Annotated in this window: 15 protein-coding genes and 1 pseudogene; 5 read left to right on the top strand and 11 right to left on the bottom strand. The window is 36.3% G+C overall.

Annotation, left to right across the window (positions count from 1 at the left end):
* The first annotated feature begins 172 nt into the window (after window positions 1–172).
* Complete coding sequence (locus IPK14_23065) at window positions 173–3,703, top strand: S8 family serine peptidase (protein ID MBK7996150.1); 3,531 nt, start codon at window positions 173–175, stop codon at window positions 3,701–3,703.
* A 205-nt stretch (window positions 3,704–3,908) separates the two neighbouring features.
* Here the strand turns inward: IPK14_23065 and IPK14_23060 are convergent, their stop codons facing one another.
* From IPK14_23060 to IPK14_23045, 4 genes are all read right to left on the bottom strand, one after another.
* Entirely contained in the window at window positions 3,909–6,272 is a 2,364-nt protein-coding gene (locus tag IPK14_23060) for an oligopeptide transporter, OPT family (GenBank protein ID MBK7996149.1), read from the bottom strand.
* Between the two features lie 128 nt (window positions 6,273–6,400).
* Window positions 6,401–7,090 (bottom strand): PIG-L family deacetylase, encoded by a 690-nt coding sequence (locus IPK14_23055; GenBank protein ID MBK7996148.1) that lies wholly within the window; start codon window positions 7,088–7,090, stop codon window positions 6,401–6,403.
* Window positions 7,091–7,177: 87 nt separating this feature from the next.
* Window positions 7,178–8,146, bottom strand: coding sequence for a thioredoxin-disulfide reductase (gene trxB, locus IPK14_23050; protein ID MBK7996147.1), 969 nt, complete (start codon window positions 8,144–8,146; stop codon window positions 7,178–7,180).
* 84 nt (window positions 8,147–8,230) lie between these two features.
* Complete coding sequence (locus IPK14_23045; protein ID MBK7996146.1) at window positions 8,231–8,641, bottom strand: hypothetical protein; 411 nt, start codon at window positions 8,639–8,641, stop codon at window positions 8,231–8,233.
* Window positions 8,642–9,183: 542 nt separating this feature from the next.
* Here IPK14_23045 and IPK14_23040 point away from each other — a divergent pair.
* Together IPK14_23040 and IPK14_23035 are read left to right on the top strand one after the other, a co-directional pair.
* Window positions 9,184–12,315 (top strand): UvrD-helicase domain-containing protein, encoded by a 3,132-nt coding sequence (locus IPK14_23040; GenBank protein MBK7996145.1) that lies wholly within the window; start codon window positions 9,184–9,186, stop codon window positions 12,313–12,315.
* 568 nt (window positions 12,316–12,883) lie between these two features.
* Entirely contained in the window at window positions 12,884–13,333 is a 450-nt protein-coding gene (locus IPK14_23035) for a hypothetical protein (protein MBK7996144.1), read from the top strand.
* Here IPK14_23035 and IPK14_23030 read toward each other — a convergent pair.
* A complete protein-coding gene (locus IPK14_23030; protein ID MBK7996143.1) occupies window positions 13,323–14,762 on the bottom strand; it encodes an O-antigen ligase family protein in 1,440 nt (479 codons plus the stop codon). The genes IPK14_23035 and IPK14_23030 overlap by 11 nt on opposite strands.
* A 65-nt stretch (window positions 14,763–14,827) precedes the next feature.
* On the opposite strand from IPK14_23030, the gene IPK14_23025 reads away from it, so the two are divergent.
* Together IPK14_23025 and IPK14_23020 are read left to right on the top strand one after the other, a co-directional pair.
* Window positions 14,828–15,109, top strand: coding sequence for a hypothetical protein (locus IPK14_23025; protein MBK7996142.1), 282 nt, complete (start codon window positions 14,828–14,830; stop codon window positions 15,107–15,109).
* Between the two features lie 23 nt (window positions 15,110–15,132).
* Window positions 15,133–15,891, top strand: coding sequence for a hypothetical protein (locus tag IPK14_23020; GenBank protein MBK7996141.1), 759 nt, complete (start codon window positions 15,133–15,135; stop codon window positions 15,889–15,891).
* Here IPK14_23020 and wecB read toward each other — a convergent pair.
* The 6 genes and pseudogenes from wecB to gndA all read right to left on the bottom strand — a co-directional run bounded on the left by wecB (window position 15,872) and on the right by gndA (window position 23,006).
* Window positions 15,872–16,990 (bottom strand): UDP-N-acetylglucosamine 2-epimerase (non-hydrolyzing), encoded by a 1,119-nt coding sequence (gene wecB / locus IPK14_23015; protein MBK7996140.1) that lies wholly within the window; start codon window positions 16,988–16,990, stop codon window positions 15,872–15,874. The genes IPK14_23020 and wecB overlap by 20 nt on opposite strands.
* Window positions 16,991–17,011: 21 nt before the next feature.
* Window positions 17,012–17,800 (bottom strand): hypothetical protein, encoded by a 789-nt coding sequence (locus tag IPK14_23010; GenBank protein ID MBK7996139.1) that lies wholly within the window; start codon window positions 17,798–17,800, stop codon window positions 17,012–17,014.
* 164 nt (window positions 17,801–17,964) lie between these two features.
* Window positions 17,965–18,711 carry a 6-phosphogluconolactonase gene (gene pgl / locus IPK14_23005; GenBank protein MBK7996138.1) on the bottom strand — a complete coding sequence of 249 codons (747 nt, stop codon included), beginning with the start codon at window positions 18,709–18,711 and terminating at the stop codon, window positions 17,965–17,967.
* Between the two features lie 61 nt (window positions 18,712–18,772).
* Complete coding sequence (locus tag IPK14_23000; protein MBK7996137.1) at window positions 18,773–19,924, bottom strand: glucose-6-phosphate dehydrogenase assembly protein OpcA; 1,152 nt, start codon at window positions 19,922–19,924, stop codon at window positions 18,773–18,775.
* 78 nt (window positions 19,925–20,002) lie between these two features.
* Window positions 20,003–21,579: pseudogene (gene zwf, locus IPK14_22995) on the bottom strand (glucose-6-phosphate dehydrogenase).
* Window positions 21,579–23,006: an NADP-dependent phosphogluconate dehydrogenase gene (gene gndA / locus IPK14_22990; GenBank protein MBK7996136.1), complete on the bottom strand. Its 1,428-nt coding sequence runs from the start codon at window positions 23,004–23,006 to the stop codon at window positions 21,579–21,581. The pseudogene zwf and the gene gndA overlap by 1 nt, the downstream one beginning before the upstream one ends.
* Window positions 23,007–23,015: the final 9 nt, after the last annotated feature.

Here is a 23,015-nt window from a genome sequence, read left to right as displayed (position 1 = left end):
CCCATTCATTTGGAATTTGTTACCACTCGTTTAAACTTATTAAAATACACTTGTCTAAGTAATAAAAGATCCTTAATATAAACTAGTATTTTTCTATTTTCAGCTAAAACCATTTTAGCTTCACTTTCAACTAATAATCAATTTGGAAATTTTAAGAGGAGAAAAATTATCTATGAAGCGTTTAACGCTTTTAATATTTAGCGTTTTAATGGCATTGGTGTTCTTTGTACCCACAGCAACAATGCAAAAGCAGTCTAAGAATAAATTACAACAAGATTTTACTAATTCTACTCCTGTAGTAGACGCTTTGCCACAAAGTTATATTAATGATAAAAGTAGCCAACATAAATTAATTATTGGCAGTCAAGATCAAGAACTTTATCAACAACTACTTTCTAAAGGTGCTATTACTAAAGAAATTGAGTATGGTTCTTTTAAGTTAGTTATAGTTGATGAAAATTCATTAGGTGGAAAACAAGAGTTAAAAAACTTATCTGTTGCAATACGTGACGATCAAGATTTAATTCCTTTAAATGGTTATATATTAAATACAAAAAACCCTGACGAAACCTATAAATTACTGCCAACAGAACTACGCCAAGATAATAGTTCGACAGCTATTCGTCAAAATGCTAGACCTAATAATTCAGCAATGTATATTGTTCAATTTGTTGGCCCAATACAAGATGAATGGTTAGACAACTTAAAATTATCAGGTGTTGATGTTATTTCTTATATTCCATCAAATGCTTATATTGTTAGAGCTAATCTTTCTTTAGCAGAAACATTGCCACAAATACTAAAACAAAATCAATTTGTGCAATTTGTTGGAGCTTATGAGCCTGCTTTCCGTATTTCACCTGATTTAAGAGCAATCCGCCAGTTACCAACTAATAATTTAGTAGATGTTACTATTCAAGTAGTAGATGGAATTGATGCTCAAGCAACTATTGATGAATTAAAAGCTTTAGCAAATGAAGTAGCTTTTGTTCAACCAGTTCTTAATTATCACAACGTAGCAATTAAAATAGATTCCAGCAAATTAACCCAAATTGCTCATATGGATAATGTATTTGCTGTTGAAGAACGAACTGAAAGAAAGCGTTTAGATGAAGCCCAAGGACAAATTTTAGCTAATAATATTTCTGGTAATGCTCCAAGTGGCCCAGGTTATCTTTCCTGGTTAACCAGCAAAGGTTTTACTAGCAGTCAATTTGGTTCTTTTGCTGTAAACGTAGTTGATGACTCTGCTTCTCTTACTGGTCATCCTGATGTGCCAAACACAAGAATTGTGTTCCAAAACAATCCTACAGCACAACCTGCCGTACAAGGCGGACATGGATTCTTAAATGCACATATTGTTGGTGGTTTAAATACTGGCACAGGCTCAGCTTTTGAAGATGCTAGCGGCTATAATTATGGCCTAGGTATTGCTCCTTATGCTAGATTAGGTGTTACAGCTATTTTTGGTGATGCTGCTGCTACTCCAACAAACTGGGAAAATACTGCCTATGGACAAGGTGCAAGAATCTCTAGCAACTCTTGGGGTTTCATTGGTTCAACTAACCGCCGTTACAACGCTAGTGCGCAAGAATTTGACCGCATTGTTCGAGATGCTCAAACAGGTGTTACTGGACTACAAGAATTAACAGTAGTTTTTGCTGCTGGAAATGATGGTAGTGGAGCTAATACTGTAGGTAGTCCAGCAACAGCTAAAAATATAATTACTGTTGGTGCAGGTGAAAACTTCCGCCAAACTGGTAATGATGGTTGTGGTATAGGTAATACGGGCGCAGATAATCTTAATGATATCATCAGCTTTTCTAGCCGCGGGCCAATTAACTCCAGTGGTGGTGATGGCCGTATTAAACCTGACATTATGGCTCCTGGAACACACATTGAAGCAGGTATTCCACAATCAAACTATGATGGTAGTAGTGTTTGTAATCAATTCTTCCCATCAGGCCAAACACTTTACGGTTGGTCAAGTGGTACATCGCATTCTTGTCCAGCAGTAGCTGGTGGTGCGGCACTGGTTTATCAAGATTTCCTTAATAAAGCTCTTGCTGCTCCAAGCCCAGCTATGGTCAAAGCTTATTTAATGAACTCTACAACTCATATGACAGGTGTTGGAGCTAATGATACATTACCTTCAAATAACCAAGGTATGGGTAGAATGAACTTGGGACGCGCTTTTGATGGTGTATCCCGCATTTTAGTTGACCAAAATCAAGTTTTAGGTACAACAGGCCAAACTGTCCAAGTGACTGGTTCTGTTGCTAACACCAGCCAACCTTTCCGCGTTACTTTAGCTTGGACAGATGCACCCGGGCCAACAACTGGCGCACCTTGGGTAAATAACCTTGACCTAGAAGTAACAATAAATGGTAATACTTATAGAGGCAATGTTTTTTCTGGTGCAAACTCTGTTACAGGTGGCACAGCCGACATTAGAAATAATTCTGAATCAGTATTTATACCTGCTGGCGTTTCTGGTAATTTTACAGTAACCGTTAGAGGCACTAACATTGCTGGTGATGGCGTTCCAGGTAATGCTGACACTACAGACCAAGACTTTGCTTTAGTAGTCTATAATGCTTCAGCAACCCAAAGTAGCCCAACTATAGGAGTTAGCCCAACAACCTTAAGCTTTACTGCTACCGCTGGTGGCGCAAACCCTGCTAACCAAGCTCTTAATATTAGCAATACTGGAACTGGAACATTAAACTGGTCAGTAAGTGATAACGCTGCATGGTTAACACTTAGCCCAACTACTGGCACTGCTCCTTCTGCTACAACTGCTTCTGTAAATATTAGTGGTCTAGCCGCAGGTACTTACAATGGAGTAATTACAGTTACAGCAACTGGTGCTACTAATTCCCCTTTATCTGTTCCTGTAACTTTAACCGTTAACCCTCCTGCTAGTAATCCAACTATAGGAGTTAGCCCAACAACCTCAAGCTTTACTGCTACTGCTGGTGGCGCAACCCCTGCTAATCAAGCTCTTAATATTAGCAATACTGGAACTGGAACATTAAACTGGTCAGTAAGTGATAACGCTGCATGGTTAACACTTAGCCCAACTACTGGCACTGCTCCTTCTGCTACAACTGCTTCTGTAAATATTAGTGGTTTAGCCGCAGGTACTTATAATGGAACAATTACAGTTACAGCAACTGGTGCTACAAATTCTCCTTTATCCGTTCCTGTTACTTTAACCGTTAATGCTGGTGGTGCTACAGAATTACTTACTAATGGTGGATTTGAAACCAGCTTAACACCTTGGGTAGGAAGTGGAAGCGGAGCATTATATATTGCAAATGGAGCTTCACCACACTTAGGAACAGGATATGCTTATTTTGGCAGCGCAAATAGCGTAACAGGCCAAACATATCAACAAATAGCACTCCCAAGTGGTGCAGGTAAAACATTAACTTTCTTCCTTAATGTAACATCTGCTGAAACTACAACTACAACTCAATATGATAGATTGTTTGTTGAAGTTCGTAGTACATCAGGAGCTTTACTTGGCACATTAGGAACATTTAGCAACTTAAACAAAACTGCTTCTTCTACTGCCTATACACAAAGAAGCTTTAGTTTAGCTAGCTTTGCTGGTCAAACCGTCCGCATTCAATTCCGTGTTGCCACTGACAGCAGCCTTATCACAACCTTCCGTGTTGATACTGCTTCCGTCAAGTAACCTTATTTATTCTTAAAAAAGATAAACCCTTAAATAACCAGAAAGTTTTAAGCTTTCTGGTTATTTTATTTTGCTCTACATTAAAAATAAAAGCCCAGCGATAAATCACTGGGCTTTTATCATATACCCTTACAGAGCATCAAAGATTCTTCTTTATTTTCAATAACTTATAAAGTAGATTCATTTATTACTTTAATTGCTTTAACTACTTACTTTGATTGCTATTTTGCTTTGCTACCATAAATAGCAAGCCTGCCAACAAGCCAAATATAACTAAGGCGATAATATTATTTTCTGCTAAATGTTCTCCTAAAATCTTAGGCCCAATAGCAAATGAGTCACTTACTTTTAGTATTGCTAAAGAAGCATAAGCTAACCCAGCAATTGCACCACCAGCAATTAAACCTGAGCTAAATAACACGCCTCGTCCGGTTTCTTCTTCTACCATAGTTTGTTCTCCTTGACCTTCACGACGACGAACTCTTTCTACAAGTGCGCGAACAGCACCACCAACAAAAATTGTTGAAGAAGTAGATATTGGTAAATACATTCCAACTGCTACAGGTAAAGCAGCAACGCCTATCATTTCAAGAGTTAAGGAAATAAAAACACCTATTAAAATAAGTGACCAAGGAAGTCTTTGTGTTAACACTCCATCAACTAAAATTCCCATTAAAGCAGCTTTTGGAGCAGGATATTTAGTAATTTTTCCATCAATCACATAAGCAGGTTTTCCTGCATCATCAACTAATACTTTTAGAGGTTCTGTTGGATTGTTTGCTTGTGTGACTGTAACCAAGCTATAAAGTTTATCGTCTAAACCACGTGCAGGGCCTATTTTTTTAACGCCTGCATCCGTTCCTTCAACAAAAGTCTTGGCTGCAACTTCAGCATTAGGTTTAATTAATTGGCTAGTTTCACCACCTACACCAGGATTAACAAAGAAATGTAGTTCGCCCTTGTCATCAACTAAGTATTTTCCTGCTGCAACTTTGCCACCTTTACCATCTCCATATTCCACAGGTAAACTTAAAGTACGGTAAGTCTTTCCATCTTCGGGCTTTATAGTATCATTCCAAACTTCACCAATTTTTTGCTCTGCTGGAATCTTAAATTCTGGATAATAAACAGGTAACAAGTTTACTGCTGAATTATTAAAGAACGTTAAGGTTAGACCTATTGCTAAAGCTGAAGTTGTAGCACCAACTAATAAGCCTAGTTGTTGATTTCTTGGTGTTGCACCAACTAAAAAGCCTGTTTTTAAGTCTTGAGAGGTTGCACCAGCATTAGCGGCTGCAACACAAACAATTGCGCCAACAGTTAAAGCAACTATTCTTTGTTCTGCACCAGCACGACCTAAAATCAAGAAAATCAATGAAGTAAAAAGCAATGTAGCAATTGTCATACCTGAAATCGGGTTAGATGAAGCACCTATTTGGCCCGTAATACGAGAGCTAACAGTTACAAATAAAAACCCAAATACTAAAATTAATGCAGCAGAAATAATATCTATTTCTAGCTGTGGTAATAGAACTAAAGCTACTAATAAAACGACTATGCCAACTCCAACATAAGCAATAGGCATATCTTTTGCGGTACGTTCTTGACCACCTACGTCTTGAATGCCACGAAAATCATTTACACTAGCTTTTAGTGCATTAACAATTGTTGGAAGTGATTTAAGTAGACTAATAACACCACCTGTTGCAACAGCACCAGCAGCAATATATCTAACATAACGATCTTGAATTTCTCCAGCACTCATATCAGCAATTAATTTAACAGATTCTGGAAAAAGAGGATTTACCCAGCCAGCACCAAAAAATTTTACGGTAGGAATCATTACTAGTGCTGCTAACATACCGCCGCCAACCATATGAGAAGCAACTTTTGGCCCGATAATATAACCAACTCCCAAGAGTTCAGGAGAAATTTCCGCAGAAATACGAGCATTTTGATACCAACCTAATACTTTACTTGGGGCTTCATTCCATAATCTAGCACCGACCATAAGAAGTTTGTAAAAGAAGGCAACACCAAAACCTAAAAACACGGTTTTAGCATCTGTGCCGCCTTTTTCACCTACTACCAGCACTTCAGCACAAGCTGTGCCTTCTGGGTAGGCTAGGTTTCCATGCTCTTTTACAATTAATGAACGTCTAAGCGGTATCATTAGCAAAACACCTAAACACCCGCCTGTTAGAGCAATTAATGAGGTTCGTGTTACATCTAAATCTAGTCCTAATATAAGTAATGCTGGCAAAGTAAATACAACACCCGCTGCAATTGACTCACCAGCCGATCCAGTAGTTTGTACAATATTATTTTCTAAAATTGTTGCTCGACCAAATAAGCGTAAAACCGTAATAGAAAGCACTGCAATTGGTACTGAAGCACTAACAGTTAAACCAACTTTTAATGCTAAATATACAGACGAAGCACCAAATAAAATGCCAAATAATGCTCCTAAAAGCAAAGCTCTAGGGGTCATTTCTGCAATTATTTCTTTGGCACTGATATAAGGCTTAAATGCGACATTACTTGATAGCTCATTTTTATCTGTAGCCATTTTTACTCCATATAAATTTAATTTAAGGATTTTTCTTGGGGTGAAATTAAATAATCTCTGTACTTGGGCAAATGCGTCAAGTGTAAACTAGCGAAAAGAAACTTTTTCTAGCTGATTTTTTACTTTTGTTATTTTAATTTTATAAAAACTTCCTTGTAGGTCGTTTTAGATATACTATGAGGATTGCTAAATACAGCACGCCAACGGTTTAAGCCTAACACACCTTCACTATAAGCAAGATCTTTTATTTGACTTTTATGGCAGTTGATAGCGGCAAGTTTTTTTTCTGCAAAATCGCTAATATCTACTTCTAAATCCCAATTAGCAAAAAGTCCCCAAACTTCATATGCCCAAATTTTTACTGTAGCTAAATCATTGTCTTTATTATTATTTATTAATTCTTCTATTAGCTTAAAAACTAGTCTTGCTGCTAGTTGGTGTGTTGGATGACGATCTAATTCTGGATGAGGCAGATAAATTTCTTTAGGCTTATATTGTTTTATTAATTTTGATAATTGTTTATTTAATTTTTCCTGATTTTCTGATGTATGTAAATCTTCTAGTTCTAAATTATATAACTTACTTATTCCCAACACTTGTGCAGCTTCTCTAACTTCCTGCTGACGAATTTTTGCTATCTCTTCATCACTGCAAACAAATGAGCGTTGGGAACGTCGCCCATCAGTTAAAACTATAGAAATTACCTTTTTACCTTGAGCAATTTCTTTGGCTACCGTCCCTCCCATAGCAATTTCTAAATCATCAGGATGTGGAGAAATCACCAAAATTGCTTCTATTACTTCTAAGGATTTTGTCATAAGCTATAAACTAACAATACATAAAAAAATCGGGTGTTATTTATCCACCCGATTTTTATTTTCTAAAATTTTATCTATTAAAATTACTTAAGCTAGCTTTTGTGCTTCTAGCCATCGTTCTGCTGTAATAGCAGCCATACATCCAAAACCTGCTGCTGTAATAGCTTGGCGAAAATGTTTATCATGAACATCTCCAGCAGCAAAAACACCTTCTATATTAGTCTCAACATTATGCTTAGTAACAATATAACCTTGTTCATCAAGTTCAATTACACCTTTAAGAAAATCTGTACTAGGTTTATGTCCAATAGCAACAAATACCCCACCTATAGGGCGTACAGTTTCTTCACCTGTAACTAAGTTCTTAACACGAACAGCTTCTATAGATTTATCGCCTAAATATTCAGTCAAAGCAGAATTCCAAAGAAAATCTATTTTGGGATTAGTTAAAGCTCGTTGCTGCATTACTTGACTAGCGCGAAGTTTATCACGACGATGAACCATTGTTACTTTAGTAGCAAACTTAGTTAAAAATACTGCTTCCTCTACTGCTGTATCTCCGCCACCAACAACAATTAATTCTTTACCTCTAAAGAAAAACCCATCGCAAGTAGCACAAGCAGAAACTCCGCCAGCAGAAGTTCTTAATTTATATTCCCCAGGAACATTTAGCCATTGAGCAGTAGCACCCATTGCTAAAATTACAGATTTAGCAATATACCATTCTTTACCAAGTAATAAACGAAAGGGGCCTTTATCTTTAAATTCTACTTGGGTAACATTTTCCTTAATAACTTCTGTGCCAAAGCGTTCAGCTTGAGCAAAGAATTTTCCCATCATTTCTTGGCCGTCAATTCCTTCTGGAAAACCTGGGTAGTTTTCTACTTCTGAGGTAAGCATTAATTGACCGCCTGGAAGGTTTATACCTACGGGTTCGCCGGCTGCAACAAGTGGCTTTAAGTTAGCTCGTGCAGCGTAAATAGCTGCTGTTAACCCTGCTGGCCCAGAACCTATAATTATTAATTCTCTTTCTTTTTCCATTACCAATGTCCCCATTTCACCAAACTATATAGAATTGGCTATTGTAGAGCAGTAAGCGATTAAAATCGAGACTACCTAGCAGACACCTTGATAAAAGCATTATTCTTTTTGTTGTGCTGCTTTTTCTCGTTCCTTTGCCAAAAACTTTTCTAAGCGTTCCGATTCACTACCTTCATTTAGGTATTGACTAACACTTTGACGAAAAATAGCGCGAATATCCATTATGGCAAGAAAAATTAATGATAGGGCAAGTACAATACAACTAAGCCAATAGAGGGCAAAAAACCAGGGATGGCCTATAAAGGCTTCTTTATTAGTATAACCAAAGTAAGTCATTGCAAGCACAATAGTTAAAACACCTGTCCCAACCATTCGACGAGTAAAACGCCGCCTGTCAGCATCCAGAACCGTCCCTGCAATGCGTGCGTCTGTATAACGGCGAATTTCATGCCGAGATAATAAAATAGTAACTACTGTTGCTAGAAAAAATAGGATATTTAGTGTCCACATCGCGCAAAAGTATATCCAAAAATTCAGTAGTTGTCATTAAAAAGAGTAGAAAGAATTTTTTAAAATTAATAAGTTATTTCACTAGAGCAATTTTTATAGTTATATTAATTAAAACCTTTACACTCACCTATTTTTCGCTAGCCTATTGCATTCAATCAACTGCTTACTTACAATAAATAGGCGAAATCATATCTAAACTTAATACACTGTAAATTAAATTTACTGATATTTTAATCTTAAGCCCCAGCGGGGCGACAGATACGTAGCGTAGGGTGTAAACCCTACGTATGATAATGTAATATTCTCTTAAGCCCCAGCGGGGCGACAGAGTTGTTTCTTAACATTAAAAGACTATGTCGCCCTTTCAGGGCTTAAAAATGCTTAACTATTATGTCCTAGGGCTTATGCCCTAGACTACAGTTATTTCGCCCCGTTGGGGCTTAAGAGTTAAGAATATAAAATTGCTACATTACTTAGTTTACAATGTACTTAAATATAAATATTAAATTACCTTATTTTAATTACCTGTAAGGTGTTGCTACGTGGAGATACTTAATCAGCTAAATGAGATGCAAAAGCGTGCTGCTTATGCTCCGCTTGGCCCTTGGCTAGTTTTAGCTGGGCCCGGCACAGGTAAAACACGCACTTTAATAGCTAGAATCTCAGCACTTATTGACCATTATCATTTACGTCCTGATAAATTGCTAGCAGTAACTTACACAAATAAAGCTACTGAAGAAATGCGTGAAAGGTTAAAAGCTACTCTTCAAGACCAAGCAATGAGCCTTCAAGTTAGCACTTTTCATGCTTTTTGCATAAGTGTTTTACGTGAATGCCATGAGAAGGTAAAACTAGTTAAGCATTTCACTATTGCAGATGAAGATTGCCAACTAAGAATTGTAGCGCGTATTGCTCCAATGCTTTCTGGTGAACGGCATATGCGCTATTTAATTTCCCGTTTGTCTGGCTCACGTCTTAATCCAAATGAGGGTAAACCTCTTACTGCCTTAGAACAACAACTACAAAAACGCTACGATAACGAACTAAAGAAAAATGCCTTAATAGATTTTGATGACATTCTTTTTCTAACGCAACGTCTATTTTTTGAAAACCCTGCAATATTAAGCCGTTATCGTAAGGCTTTTGATGCTATTTTAGTTGATGAATTTCAAGACACTGACCGAGTACAATATGAAATTTTAAGGCAACTTGTAAGCGACCATCAAAACTTATTTGTAGTTGCTGATGATGACCAGTCAATTTTTTCTTGGCGAGGTGCTAACCCTACTAATATAGATTTGTTTTTGCGTGATTTTGCTAGAGATAATATCATAGTGCTAACAGAAAATTATCGCTCTCGACCAGAAATTATAAGCCAAGCACAACATTTAATATCTCAACACTCTCGCCTTACACAAAAAAATATTAAAGCTACTCAAGCAAATTTGTCTTTGGATTTACCTGCTATTAGATTAGAACATTTTGCTAATGATTTTGATGAAGCAGAATTTATTATTAAAGATATACAAACACAGCTAGAAAAAAATCCTAATCTATCTTTATCTGATTTTGCTGTGCTTTATGCACGTCACTCAGTAGGCGAATTTTTAGAACGTGAATTTATGAAAGCTGACATAGCTTGTCAATTAGTAAAGGGACGCTCTTGCTTTGACCAATTAGAAATTGTTCGCGCAATGAGCTTACTGCGTGTTTTATATAACCCTAAAGACCAGTTTAGTTTAGAAAATTTTGTTTGTAGAGAAGTAGACGAAGTTACTAGTACTAGGCTTAAAGCATTTCAATTAGAAGAACACCTGGCAGACTTTCGTATCTCTCTAGATCGCTTTCGGAAAAGTACCCGCATTCCTGATCAGGAACGTAGACAAATAGATAGAATTATTGGCCTGATCTCTAATTTAATGTCTATAAAAGATATACCCGGAAAACGTTTATCAGACCTGTTTGCAGATATTTTAAGTTCTTTAAGTAATCAAGAAGTTTTAACCTTAACTAAGCTAGTAGATCAATTAACAGACCCTATTACTTATAATAGAATGCGGGATGCAGCACGAGCAGTATATCAGGCAAGGGCTTTTGCTCAAGTAGTTTTAATTGCTGCAAGTAATTCACAGCTTAATTTTCTAGCAATAGAAATGCTTAAACGTTCACTTGGAATAAATGCTTATAGCGCACATAGTTATGAGATTGAAAAAATCAGCCAATCTAAGGCAGACTCAAAAATAGAATTAGTTGCTTTAGGCCCTCTTTTAATTATTTTAGATGGTAAAGAATTAAATTTGCTAACAGACACAATAAAAGCTTGTCAAACAATAATTTATCTTGGAACAGATTATAGTCCTGCTATTCGTGAACAGCTTCGTAATATAAATGCAGTTATAGTTAATCCTGAAGAGTTATCAGCCGTTGAGCGAGGTTTTGAGCCATCAGCAATCTTACTTCTTTTTAAGCTTTGTCAACTTACTAGCTGGATTGGAAATGCTGAGTTTTTACCAGATTATGTAGCACTGGATATTGAAACAACAGATAAAGAAATTGAAAACAATGACATAATTGAAATAGCAGCTATTCGGGTACGTGATGCTAGTCCTGTAGCTAGGTTTCATACGCTGTTAAAACCTAATCGTCCAATAGCAGCAGATGCAGAAAAAGTTCATGGAATTAATGAAAAAGACTTAATCAATGCTCCAGGATTTCAAGATATAGCAGAAAAATTTCTTGCTTTTATTGGACAAGATACTTTAGTTGCGCATAATGGCTATAATTTTGATTTTCCTTGTATTAAAAGAAAATTTAGAGAAGTTAATAAACGGCTAGAAAACCGTACTTTTGACACTCTACCAATGGCTAGCCGACTTTTTCCAGATCGAGGAGCAAGTTTAGATGCTCTTGCAAGTTTATTTTCTATTGATACGGGACAGCGTCATCGCGCCTATGATGATACTTTGTCACTTGTAGATGTATTTGAAGCATTAAAAAAAGAACATGCCTCGCGTCTTCGTCGAACAGCTTGCGAATCCTGCTTAGATCTAGTTGCAGCAGGCTCAATTATTGAACATAATCGCTTGGTAGACTCCCAAGCAATATTAATTAAAGAGGGTCTAATCCGTCTAGCTGCACCCAGTGCAACACTGCTTGAACGACTAATTGAGCAAGGAAATGATGTAACTTTACTTAGAGCTTATATAGAAGAAGCAAAAATAGAGCATCTAAGAGAAGGTGATGGAAATGCAGATAGATTTGGAGCTTTTTTGCATTTTGATGAAATCGTCTCTCGTTTTGATAGTCCAAATCCAACGGTTGGATCGCTTGAAAAATCTATTATTGCATTCCTGGATTTTGCTGCTCTTTACCAACAACAAGACGGCATAACTCGACGAAACGCAGTAAACTTAATGACCATTTACGCATCCAAAGGTCTAGAATTTACCAGAGTCTATTTAGCTGGACTTGAACAAAATATGATTCCTAGCTTTTATGCTATTGGTAGCAAAAGTCCTGATCAATTAACTGAGCAAAGACGACTCCTTTACGTAGCAATAACTCGTGCTAAAGAACAGTTAGTATTTACTACTGCTAATTTACGCAATGGATATGCTCAGGTAGCTTCTGAATTTCTTCTTGAAATGTTTGGAGCTAACACTAGCCAAAGTTAGTTATATTATGCTAATATATTTAAGTATAAAAGATATTTGTATTATATGTATGTTAAAGTCTGAATAAAAATAGTAAGAAAATTTTTTCTCTATTTGTATCTTTTTGATTGCGTCTAAGCTATTTAATAGGTACACTTAGCGTGATAACTCACATCTAAAATGCTTCCAAAAACACTTAATAAATATTTAGATTTTGCTTAAGGCAATTAAAATTTAAGTGTTTAGAAGTTGTTTTTTAACCTAAATTATTAACTCTTTTTATTTTTATAGAATCTGGAAAAAACTTGCTAATATAGGTGAAATTTAGCGTCTGTTTTGGTTATAATTTGCTTTTCCTAAAGTTCGTTTGTTATAGTTTCAGGCAGTTTTATTTATTATAAAAATTAATCTCGCAAAATTTTTACTTAATAAAATATTACAAATTGTTAGCAACCATCCTTGTAATACCAAATAATACCAACCTGAAAAAGGTAACGAGCTAAGAAATAAACCCAAATAAGTAATATTGATGCCCCAAACAATAAAAGATAAAAGTTTTGACTAGACGACTCACTAAGGAGAAAGCTCTATGGAACGTAAGTACCGCCAAAAAGGTTATCAGCAAGATGAAAGTAGTGAACGAAAAGAATCTGCTAAAACAGAGCGTCCAAAACAAGAAGTTGGTTATGGGTCGCGCCCTTCTCCACGTATTGAAACTAGATATATGGAAGTAGTCAGATGTTCAAATTGTTCTACTATTGTGGAATCAGTTGGAAGTATTGCTTTTAATGATCAATGTAAAAAATGTGGTGAAGATCTACATTCTTGTAAAAATTGCCGCTATTTTGACCCTGGTGCGCGTTTTGAATGTCAAAAACCCATTGAAATACGTGTAGCTAAAAAGGCTGAGGGCAATGTATGTTTACAATTTGCTACTAAAGTTTCTGTAGAAAAACAACAGCCTCAAGAACAAAAGAAAGCAACTAAAGAACCTGCTAGTCCGGGTCGTGTAGCTTTTGATGCGTTGTTTAAGAAGTAGCTGGAAAATCTTCTAAACCTCGTTTTAATAGCATCCCCATAGAAGAAAAGAAAAATAAATTAAGATCTGGATAATAACCACTTGTTAAAGTAAATCCAACTCCTGTATAAGCTATAATTAGTAAAATTACTGCTGTGCCAGCAACTTTATTGTTATATTTTCTTACTTTCCAAGCAATGTAAAAAGAAGCTAAATATGCCAGTAAATAAAACATAAAGCCCAGAATCCCTAATTCCGCTAATACAGATAAAAAATTGCTGTGTGGGGTGCTTTGTGCAAGTTCTCCAAGTTTTTCTTTTTCTGGTTGCTCTTTAATTGCCCAACGTTGATTAAAATAGTTTTCATAATTACCTAGTCCAACACCTAGTATAATATTACTGCGAGCAATTTCTAAGGCTCTTTTATAGGTATTAATCCTACTAGAAATATTTGCAGAATCAGCAATTCTTGACTCATAAAATTTTGTAGTACTAAAAATTAGCCAAGCGGGAATTGCAGCTATTATAACTACAATTGCTAAGACAGTTGGTTTTATAAGCGATCGCCAACCCAAGTTTAACCCTCGTCCTAACATTAAGCAAATAACTATCATTAACATTACTGCTCTAAATTGTGGAACTAAGGATGCTAAAAAAGCACTTACAACCGCCCCGCGCCAAAGCCAAGCAAGTTTTTTTGCCATAGAAATTTTTGCTACCGTAGGCCAATATGCTAGGGTTAAAGCTAAAAGCAATGAAATCAACGCATAAGAATTATCTGATAAAAATGGCCCGTTAGGACGTATAACACCATCATAAATAAGTTGACCGCCTGGATAAGCAAATAAGTCTATTCCTGTTATTAATTCATAAACTCCAATAGGTAAAATACAATAGGCAAGTATAATTAATGCAAACAGTATTTTCTTTTCTATTTCTTTGATTGAAAAACTTTGTCGAACAATTATGTATAAAATTGTAGGTAGTAAAAAACCATCAACAGCAATTTTTAATGTAGAAAAAGAAAAACTTCCATGTAACAAACAATCTAGCAGTGTGTAAGTAGCAAAGAGAAGCCAAGAAATTTCCATTAGACCTAGATTAAGTTTTAATTGATCTTGTTTTACCAGCCGAGCAACTGTACCTAAAGCTAGCAACATCACAAAAACACGCGCACAATTAATAAAAGCTTGCTGATCTGGATAACGGATTAAGTAATCTAGCAAGGGTGAAAACGCTATCCAACAACAAAATAAAAATTCTAACTTCTGGCTTAAAAGACTAATTGCTAAACAAGCACAAAGGACTAAAGCTAATTGAGAATTATTTTGGTAGATAAGAAAAGCATTAAGTATAGTTAAGAGTAATGCTAACATTACTAAAACACTTTGACTAGAAAAGTTACTAGGATTAAATTTACTTAATTTTTCAGAAAACAATATATTTAGCATTGCTAGCTTGCTAGAAAAGTTTGGTTGATTCTATACTTTGCCTAAATTTTTAGGAAAACGTTGTTATGCTACTGGACAATAATTTTGTTATCAACCTGCTTCCACCAATAAAAACTTTACAGTTTTACTTACTACCTATTAGTGCTATTTTGGGAATGGTTATAGGAACTTTACTTACAAATACTAGATTTGCTCAAAAATGGCCTTGGACAACATTTTGGGGATTAGTTTTACTAGATTTAGTAGCCTTAAAGTTTATTTATATGGTTTTTGGTGATATTTGGGCAAGACTTAGTTTTTCTTTTTTAATGGGCTTTTTTGCTTTTAGCTTAAAACTTTTACGTTAACAAAATAATTTTTTGGAAGTTGTATGAAAAATTCTTGGTTAAAGTTTTGTTTTTTTATAGTGGTTTTCTTTTCCTCTTTTTCTGTTTTTGCACAATCAACAAGTACAGAAAAGCTTGCTAGTTGGAAGGAAAATGTAACCTTAGCGGGTCAGCAATATCAACTGACTGTCAATGTTTTTCAACAAACTAAAGATAGTGAAATTGTTGATTTATGGTCAGAGTGGTTAATAGATTCTGCTAATGGACAAGAAAAGTTAAACTGTGAACCTAGCTCAATGCTTCAAGTTTCTGAGATTAAAGCCTCTCCTGATGGTCGGTTTTTAGCAATTATCTCGGTAGGAGAGGGACACCCCATTTTAGATATCGTTGATTTAGCAGCACTTATAACTAGACAACAATGCAAAACTATTTGGACAATTAACCCTTACCCAAGTTATATCACTATAGAAAAATGGTCTGGAAATAAATTAATTGTAAGCAGTGGTAATTTACTTACTCATAAAATCGACGAACAATACCCAATAGAGTTTTTTGATTCAGAAAAATTTTCACTCGATCTACAAACTCAAACAATTGAAGGTGTATCAAAAAACGCTAAAAACCCTATTCCCTATTTTATTAATATGCTCTCTGACCCAGAAAATAAACTCCTAGCAGCTAACATTTTGGCACAACTAAAAGCACAATCAGCAATTCCTTATCTTAAAAAGATGTTGGAAAAAGAAACTAATCCTGATGCACAGGATCAATTAAGAAATGCAATTAACCAGTTAAGCCACTAGCAGCAATGATTTCTTCAATTATTCTTTCTGCTGCTTGTCCATCCCAAAATTCTAGTCTTTTTGGCTCATTTATTGGTTGTGAGAGGACATTAAAAGCTTCCTGCTCTATTTTCTTTCGCTTAGTCCCTATTAAATGATTTGTACCTTGTTTAATTGTTATTGGCCGTTCTGTATTTTCTCGCAAAGTTAAACAAGGAATACCTAAAACAGTTGTTTCTTCTTGTATTCCACCTGAATCAGTTAGTACAAGCCTTGAATTACTGTAGAGTTGGAGGAAATCTAAATAACCTAGCGGATCTATAAACTTAATGTTAAAACTGCTAGTCTTTTTATCAAGCTTAAATTGCTTAATTCTTTCACGAGTTCTAGGATGAATTGGAAAAACTAATGGGAGTTTAGAAGAAATTGCTCCTAAAGCTTCTAAAATTCCTTGAAAAATTTTTTTATCATCTACATTTGATGGTCGATGTAAGGTGACAACGCCGTAACTATAAGGCGTTAAGGCCAAATTATTTAGAATTTGTGAATGTTTTGCTTTTGGTAAGTATTTGTACAAAGTATCAATCATTACATTACCAACAAACTTAATTTTTTCTGGTGAAATTCCTTCTTTAAGCAAATTTACATCAGCATCTCGGCTAGGTGTTAAAAGAAGGTCAGCTAAAACATCTGTAACTAGCCGATTAACTTCTTCTGGCATATTTCTATCAAAACTACGTAGTCCAGCTTCTATATGAGCTACTTTAATTCCTAATTTGCTACAAACCAAAGTACAAGCCATAGTGGAATTAACATCGCCGACGACTAAAACCCAGTCTGGCTCTTGGGCTAAGACAACGCTTTCAAATGCTAGCATAATTTTTGCGGTTTGTTCTGCATGTGAGCCAGAACCAACAGCTAAATTAATATCTGGACGGGGAATTTCTAAATCAGCAAAAAAAGCATCTGACATCAGTTCATCATAATGTTGGCCCGTGTGAACCAAAACTGCTGTTACTTTATCCCTACAACGAGCGATTTCATCCATTATAGGAGCAATTTTCATAAAATTAGGACGCGCTCCTACAATACACATTAATTTTAATTTTTTTTCTAACATAAAATTTAAGTTCTCCAAACTTTAAGCCTTTTTAACTATTGGCAAGACAAATTCTAGGCTTAGGGCAAGTAAAACGCCTATTGCAAAAGCAATAGCAAGGTTTATTAAAAGTATTTTAGAAATATTGCTGCCTTGTACTAATTTAGCAGGCTCAATTTCATCGGCTAAAGCACTAGGAAAAGTTTTTAATGGCGACTTGTTGTTAATTTCTATTTCGGCTATTTGTTGGGCTAACAGTTCTTGTTCCAAACGCTTTTCATAAAGTTCTGTAGGACTAGTGCTTGCTTTTTCATTTAATAAAGTTAATTTAGCTTCTAACTCTTTTTTTCTATTTTCATAAACAGTAATTGCCTTTTCAAAAGCCTGGTTGCTTTCTGCAATTAATTGCTCAGATGCAGCTTTAATCAACTCTTGTGCTTGTTCTGCATTTGCAGCTTTTACTGTTAATCTAAGTAAATAAACATATCTAGCTCGCCCTTTGCCAGCCTCTAATTTTTCAGCCTTTATTGCTCGTGTTAGCACTCCAATATTTTTCTTTTTTTCTAAACGTTCATTTACTCTAAGCAAAAATGCTGTTTTATTAGCTAGTTCAACTGCTACATTTGCATCAACCACAGGTTCATTCCAAACTCGCCCTAGTCGAATATCTGCACTCACTTGATAAATAGGCTTTTCTCTATAATAAAGAAAACTACTTACTGCAACTGCCAGCAGCAATAAACCCACAATTAGCCATTTATGTTTCCAAATTGCTCTAATAAAAGGAGCTATATCTAATAAGATATTTTCTTCTGAAGTGTTTGATTGCATGTTTAGAAAACTGCCCAAAAATAGTTAAAAATTTTAACCGTCAAGCTTACAAATTAGTTGAAGCTTTAGCAAGCTATTACGCAGGAATTTAGAGTTGTCTATAAACAACAAAAAGCCGAATGTCGGCTTTTATTGTTAAGATATTTAAGTTAATTAAGTAGTTTTTAATATTTATTGTTTCCTGTTGCTGCCTCATCAACCAACCAAACTAGATTTCCATCTGTTGGACGAATTAGTTGAGAAGGATAAAGGTCTGAATTTGGCGCACCAGATAAAACTTCTTTTAAGGGCTGTTCTTTATTTGCGCCGGCTGCCATAAAAACAACATTTCGAGCATTATTAATAGCTGGAGCCGTTAGAGTCATCCGGTTTGTATTAAATTTCTCTACCCAATTTACTACTACGGTTCTAGTATTTTCTGATAAGGCTTTAGTATGCGGGAAAAGTGAAGCTGTATGACCATCATCACCCATTCCAAGCAAAATTAAATCAAAGCAAGGTTGCTCACCATCGGCAAAAGGCATAACTTGTTTTATGGCAGCTTCATAATCTTTTGCTGCTTGTTCTATATCTTGTCTTTCAGCTTCCATTCTATGAACATTTTCTGCTGGAATAGGCACTTTTTTTATCATTGCCTCGTTTGCCATTTTGTAATTACTTTGGTCATTATCTGGAGCAACCGAACGTTCATCACCCCAAAATAGATAAACTTTATTCCAATCAACTTTATCTTTATAAGCATCACTAGCAAGTAGCGCGTACATACCTTTCGGAGTTGAACCACCTGAAAGCGCGATACTAAAATGCCCCCTTGCAGCAATAGCTTGGTTGGCTATTTCAATAAACATGTCTACTGATTTAGTAAAAATTTCTTCTTGGTTTTTACAAACTTTAATTTCCAGATGCGTCATTGATTTTTCTCCTAAACAAAGCACAACTAGTTTTGTTTTGAATATTAAGCGTAGTGTTAACTTACATTTTGTCGATGATTTGCCCAGCACATTCCAAAGCATTTTCATAGATAACATCATGCCCAAGAATTTCTAATTCATTTAAGATTAATTCTGCCTCTTTTGGCATTTCATAACGAGCAACATTTTTTAACCAACAAATAGTTGGAGTTTCTAACTTAGTTTCAATAGCATTTTGGGCATAATTGCGACTAACTACAATACGTGCTTCTTGCCAACCTGTATTGTCTGTCATGGTAAGAGTTAACTTTAAGTCTTGGTCTACTAATTTTGCTGATGGCATCATCTCTACAGTAATTTCACGCTCACCGCGTAAGAATTTTAAGATAGTTGCTCCAGTTCTTGAGCGTAAAATATCTTCGGTAAGTCCCCAACCTAAACGACTCATAAACCAGCCTACAAGCAACATTGCTTGTGGAGAAGCTAGGTCTTGATCAGCCTTAGCAGCAGGAAATTCAATAGTTATTTTTGATAGGTCGCGTAAATAGGCAAGCAAGTCTGGTACATCAAAAAGTCCTGCTAAATGTGATCTTAATTGTGTTAGACGTGACCAATTAATATCACTAAAAGCAACTTCCTTAAAGCGTTCTCGAACTAATGTTGCTAGTACAGATAAGAAAATAGTTGGGCGATTAGAATAACTAGAATCTAAAATAACTCGATCTGCACAACTTAATAACCCACTAAAAGGTTGGGCATCTACCGGCATCCCACGCCACCAAAGAGTTACAGGAAGGTCAGAAACAAATAGCGGCATTACACTTGCAGCCAAACGTTTTACTGTATCACCCTCAGCATTAATCATAATTTGTTCAGAACAAATTTGCTTGCCTCGGCCTGGAATATAGCTACATACAGCAGAAACACCTGCTTCTAGTTTGTTTGTTATTGCATTAGGTTGTGATGACATTACTATTACACGGCAAGGATGATGACGTGTAATATCAATTATGGTTTCTGTCAAACTTCCTATTTCGTCCTGCTGGTCTTCATAAATCAACAAGTTGCTTACACAAGCACGCATAGTAGCTTTTTTACTAGCAGCGTCTTGTTCTTTTTCTTTCCAAAGCTCTCTAATATCCCGTTCAATTGTACGTTGGTCAAAAGGCTTCATCATATTGTCTGTTGTTATTATTGTATTGCTTGCAGTCATAAACCCCCCTTAAAAAGATGCTGGAAAACATTTACTGCTAGCCCAAAAGCTAGCAGTAAGAGATTTCCAAATAGGTTATTATGGTTTTCGCCAACGGCGATGAGCCGCGCCATGTGAAATAAAGGTGTCTGCTTCGGCTGGCCCCCAACTACCTGCTTCATAATTTGGGAAACTAGCAGGTTCATCCCGCCATACATCTAAAACAGGTGTAAGTAACTCCCAACCTTTTTCCACCATATCACGACGAGCAAACAATGTTGGATCTCCCAACATACAATCTAGCAACAAACGTTCATAGGCTTCTGGAGAATGACGACCAAATTGCTCTCCATATTGAAAGTCCATATTTACTTCTCGAATGTGCATTGCTTGACCAGGCATTTTAGCACCAAATTTTAATGTAATTCCTTCATCTGGCTGAATACGAATTACTAAAGTATTTGGCTCAATACGGTCGGCTTTAGTTTGACGGAAAAGTAAATGAGGGACACGCCTAAATTGAATGGCAACTTCTGAAACCCGTTTAGGCATACGTTTACCAGAGCGAATAAAGAAAGGCACACCAGCCCACCGCCAGTTGTTAACCATCAAACGCACCATAGCATAAGTCTCTGTATTTGACTCTTCGTTGTATGTATGCCCTTTGCTTTTTCATTAAAAGCTTTGATTTCTTCTCGGAAACCTGCTACAGCCTTTCCATTGGAAGTACCAGCACCATATTGACCTCGAACAGCAAAACGAGAAACCTCATCATGCCCAAAAGGATAAACAGCCATCATTACTTTTTGTTTTTCATCCCGAATTGCATTAGCATCTAGTGAAACTGGAGGCTCCATTGCAACTAATGAAAATACTTGAAGCAAATGATTTTGAATCATATCTCTCAATGCACCCGCTGCTTCATAGTAACCAACCCGATCACCTGCACCAACTGCTTCAGCCGCAGTAATTTGAACATGATCTATAAAGTTATGATTCCAAATAGGCTCAAAAATACCATTAGCAAAACGAAATGCTAAAATATTTTGTACTGTTTCTTTACCTAAGTAATGATCTATACGATAGACTTGTTCTTCATTAAATACTATTCCAACATCACCATTAAGGCGAAGTGCTGAAGGTAGGTCATAACCAAAAGGTTTTTCAATAATTATACGAACCCAACTTTCTGGACTAACGGCTTGGTTTAATTTGGCCGCGCCCAGTTGTTTAATAATCGGGGTATAAAGTTCTGGAGGTGTAGAAAGATAAAATACTCGATTTCCTGCTGTGCCATGTTCACGATCCAAATTATTTAGCAACTCTGAAAGTTGTTGATAAGCTTCTGGATTGTTTGGATCGCCCGAAATATAGAAAAGTGTTTGAGAAAAACTTTCCCAAACACTAGGATCACCAATTCCACCTTCACCAAATTCTTTGGTTGTTTCTGTCATTAAATCCCGGAAGGCTTGATGATCCATTTTTGTGCGGGAAAAACCCACCATAGCAAACCCGTTAGAGAGCAAGTGTTGTTGGTAAAGACTATAGAGGGCTGGTGTTAATTTACGTTTATTAAGATCGCCAGAAGCCCCAAAAATTACCACTACACAGGGAGGAGCTTTGCGCTCCATACGCATTTCTTCTCGTAACGGATTTTCTACTTCAGGGTGTATCATTATTCAGCCTTCTTTCTCCATTCAGTGTGCATAAAGCCTGCATCTGGTTTATCTACACGTTCATAAGTATGCGCGCCAAAGAAGTCTCGTTGGCCTTGAGTTAAGTTTTGAGGTAAGTTTTCAGAGCGATAGCTATCATAGTAAGCTAAACTAGATGCCATAGCTAGACAAGGTACGCCTAATGATATTGCTGTAGTAACAGCCTTGCGCCAGCCTGCTTGAGCAGCATTAACAGCATCTCGGAAATCTGCATCTAATAAGAGGTTTGGAAGGTCTGTACGGCGTTGATAAGCTTGTTTAATCTTATCTAAGAATTGAGCGCGTATAATACAACCACCCTTCCAAATACGGCTAATTTCACCTAGGTTAAGATTCCAATTATTGGTATCTGAAGCTAATTTAATTAATGCCATACCTTGAGCATAAGAACAAATCTTAGAAGCATAAAGAGCATCATGAATAGCAGCAATAAAGGCAGCTTTATCACCTTCATAACCATTATTTTCTGGGCCAGCTAAAGCTTTAGAAGCTTCAATACGTTGGGTCTTAAGTCCAGACATCATACGAGCAACCAAAGCAGATTCAATGGTAGGAATAGCAACACCTAAATCAAGAGCTACTTTTGAAGTCCAAAGACCAGTACCTTTTTGACCAGCTTTGTCCATAATTAAATCTACAAGTGGTTTACCTGTTTCTTCATCAACATATTTGAAAATTTCGCCAGTGATTTCAATTAGGAAGGAGCTAAGAACGCCTTTATTCCATTCTGTAAACACGTCTCCAATTTCACTTGCAGACATATTTAAGCAACGGCGCATCATGTCATAAGCTTCAGCAATTAACTGCATATCGCCATATTCAATGCCGTTATGAACCATTTTAACAAAGTGTCCTGAACCTTCTGGGCCAATATAAGTAACACATGGGCCGTCATCGACTTTAGCAGCAATTGCTTCCCAAATTGGTCGTAAGCTTTCATAAGCTTCTGTATCGCCACCTGGCATTAGGGATGGGCCCCATAATGCACCCTCTTCACCGCCTGAAACCCCAGAACCCATAAAATGTAGGCCATCGGCTGCTAGTTCACGAGAGCGTCTTTCTGTATCGTGATACCAGGAATTACCGCCATCAATGATAATATCGCCTTTTTCTAAATAAGGCTTAAGTTGCGCTACAGTCCAATCAACTGCTTCACCAGCTTTTACTAAAAGTACAATTTTACGGGGTTTTTCAATAGCTTTAACAAAATCCTCTATTGATGTGCAACCAATAAATTTTTTACCTTTGGCCCGTGTTTCTAACAAAGTATTTACTTTGTCTGCATTACGATTCCATACTGCGATAGGGTAGCCATTACGCTCAATGTTTAGAGCCAAGTTTTCACCCATAACTGCCAGGCCAATAAGACCAATTTTAGCTTCTGCCATAAATAATCC

The sequence above is a fragment of the Blastocatellia bacterium genome (assembly GCA_016713405.1).
Lineage (GTDB): Bacteria > Acidobacteriota > Blastocatellia > Chloracidobacteriales > JADJPF01 > JADJPF01.
The sequence above is the reverse complement of the archived record's forward strand: the minus strand, read 5'-3'. Positions and strand labels throughout refer to the sequence as shown.

Coding starts and splice junctions, on each gene's coding strand:
- IPK14_23065 (MBK7996150.1), top strand. CDS start 173: ATGAAGCGTTTAACGCTTTTAATATTTAGCGTTTTAATGGCATTGGTG.
- IPK14_23060 (MBK7996149.1), bottom strand. CDS start 6,272: ATGGCTACAGATAAAAATGAGCTATCAAGTAATGTCGCATTTAAGCCT.
- IPK14_23055 (MBK7996148.1), bottom strand. CDS start 7,090: ATGACAAAATCCTTAGAAGTAATAGAAGCAATTTTGGTGATTTCTCCA.
- trxB (MBK7996147.1), bottom strand. CDS start 8,146: ATGGGGACATTGGTAATGGAAAAAGAAAGAGAATTAATAATTATAGGT.
- IPK14_23045 (MBK7996146.1), bottom strand. CDS start 8,641: ATGTGGACACTAAATATCCTATTTTTTCTAGCAACAGTAGTTACTATT.
- IPK14_23035 (MBK7996144.1), top strand. CDS start 12,884: ATGGAACGTAAGTACCGCCAAAAAGGTTATCAGCAAGATGAAAGTAGT.
- IPK14_23030 (MBK7996143.1), bottom strand. CDS start 14,762: ATGCTAAATATATTGTTTTCTGAAAAATTAAGTAAATTTAATCCTAGT.
- IPK14_23025 (MBK7996142.1), top strand. CDS start 14,828: ATGCTACTGGACAATAATTTTGTTATCAACCTGCTTCCACCAATAAAA.
- IPK14_23020 (MBK7996141.1), top strand. CDS start 15,133: ATGAAAAATTCTTGGTTAAAGTTTTGTTTTTTTATAGTGGTTTTCTTT.
- wecB (MBK7996140.1), bottom strand. CDS start 16,990: ATGTTAGAAAAAAAATTAAAATTAATGTGTATTGTAGGAGCGCGTCCT.
- IPK14_23010 (MBK7996139.1), bottom strand. CDS start 17,800: ATGCAATCAAACACTTCAGAAGAAAATATCTTATTAGATATAGCTCCT.
- pgl (MBK7996138.1), bottom strand. CDS start 18,711: ATGACGCATCTGGAAATTAAAGTTTGTAAAAACCAAGAAGAAATTTTT.
- IPK14_23000 (MBK7996137.1), bottom strand. CDS start 19,924: ATGACTGCAAGCAATACAATAATAACAACAGACAATATGATGAAGCCT.
- gndA (MBK7996136.1), bottom strand. CDS start 23,006: ATGGCAGAAGCTAAAATTGGTCTTATTGGCCTGGCAGTTATGGGTGAA.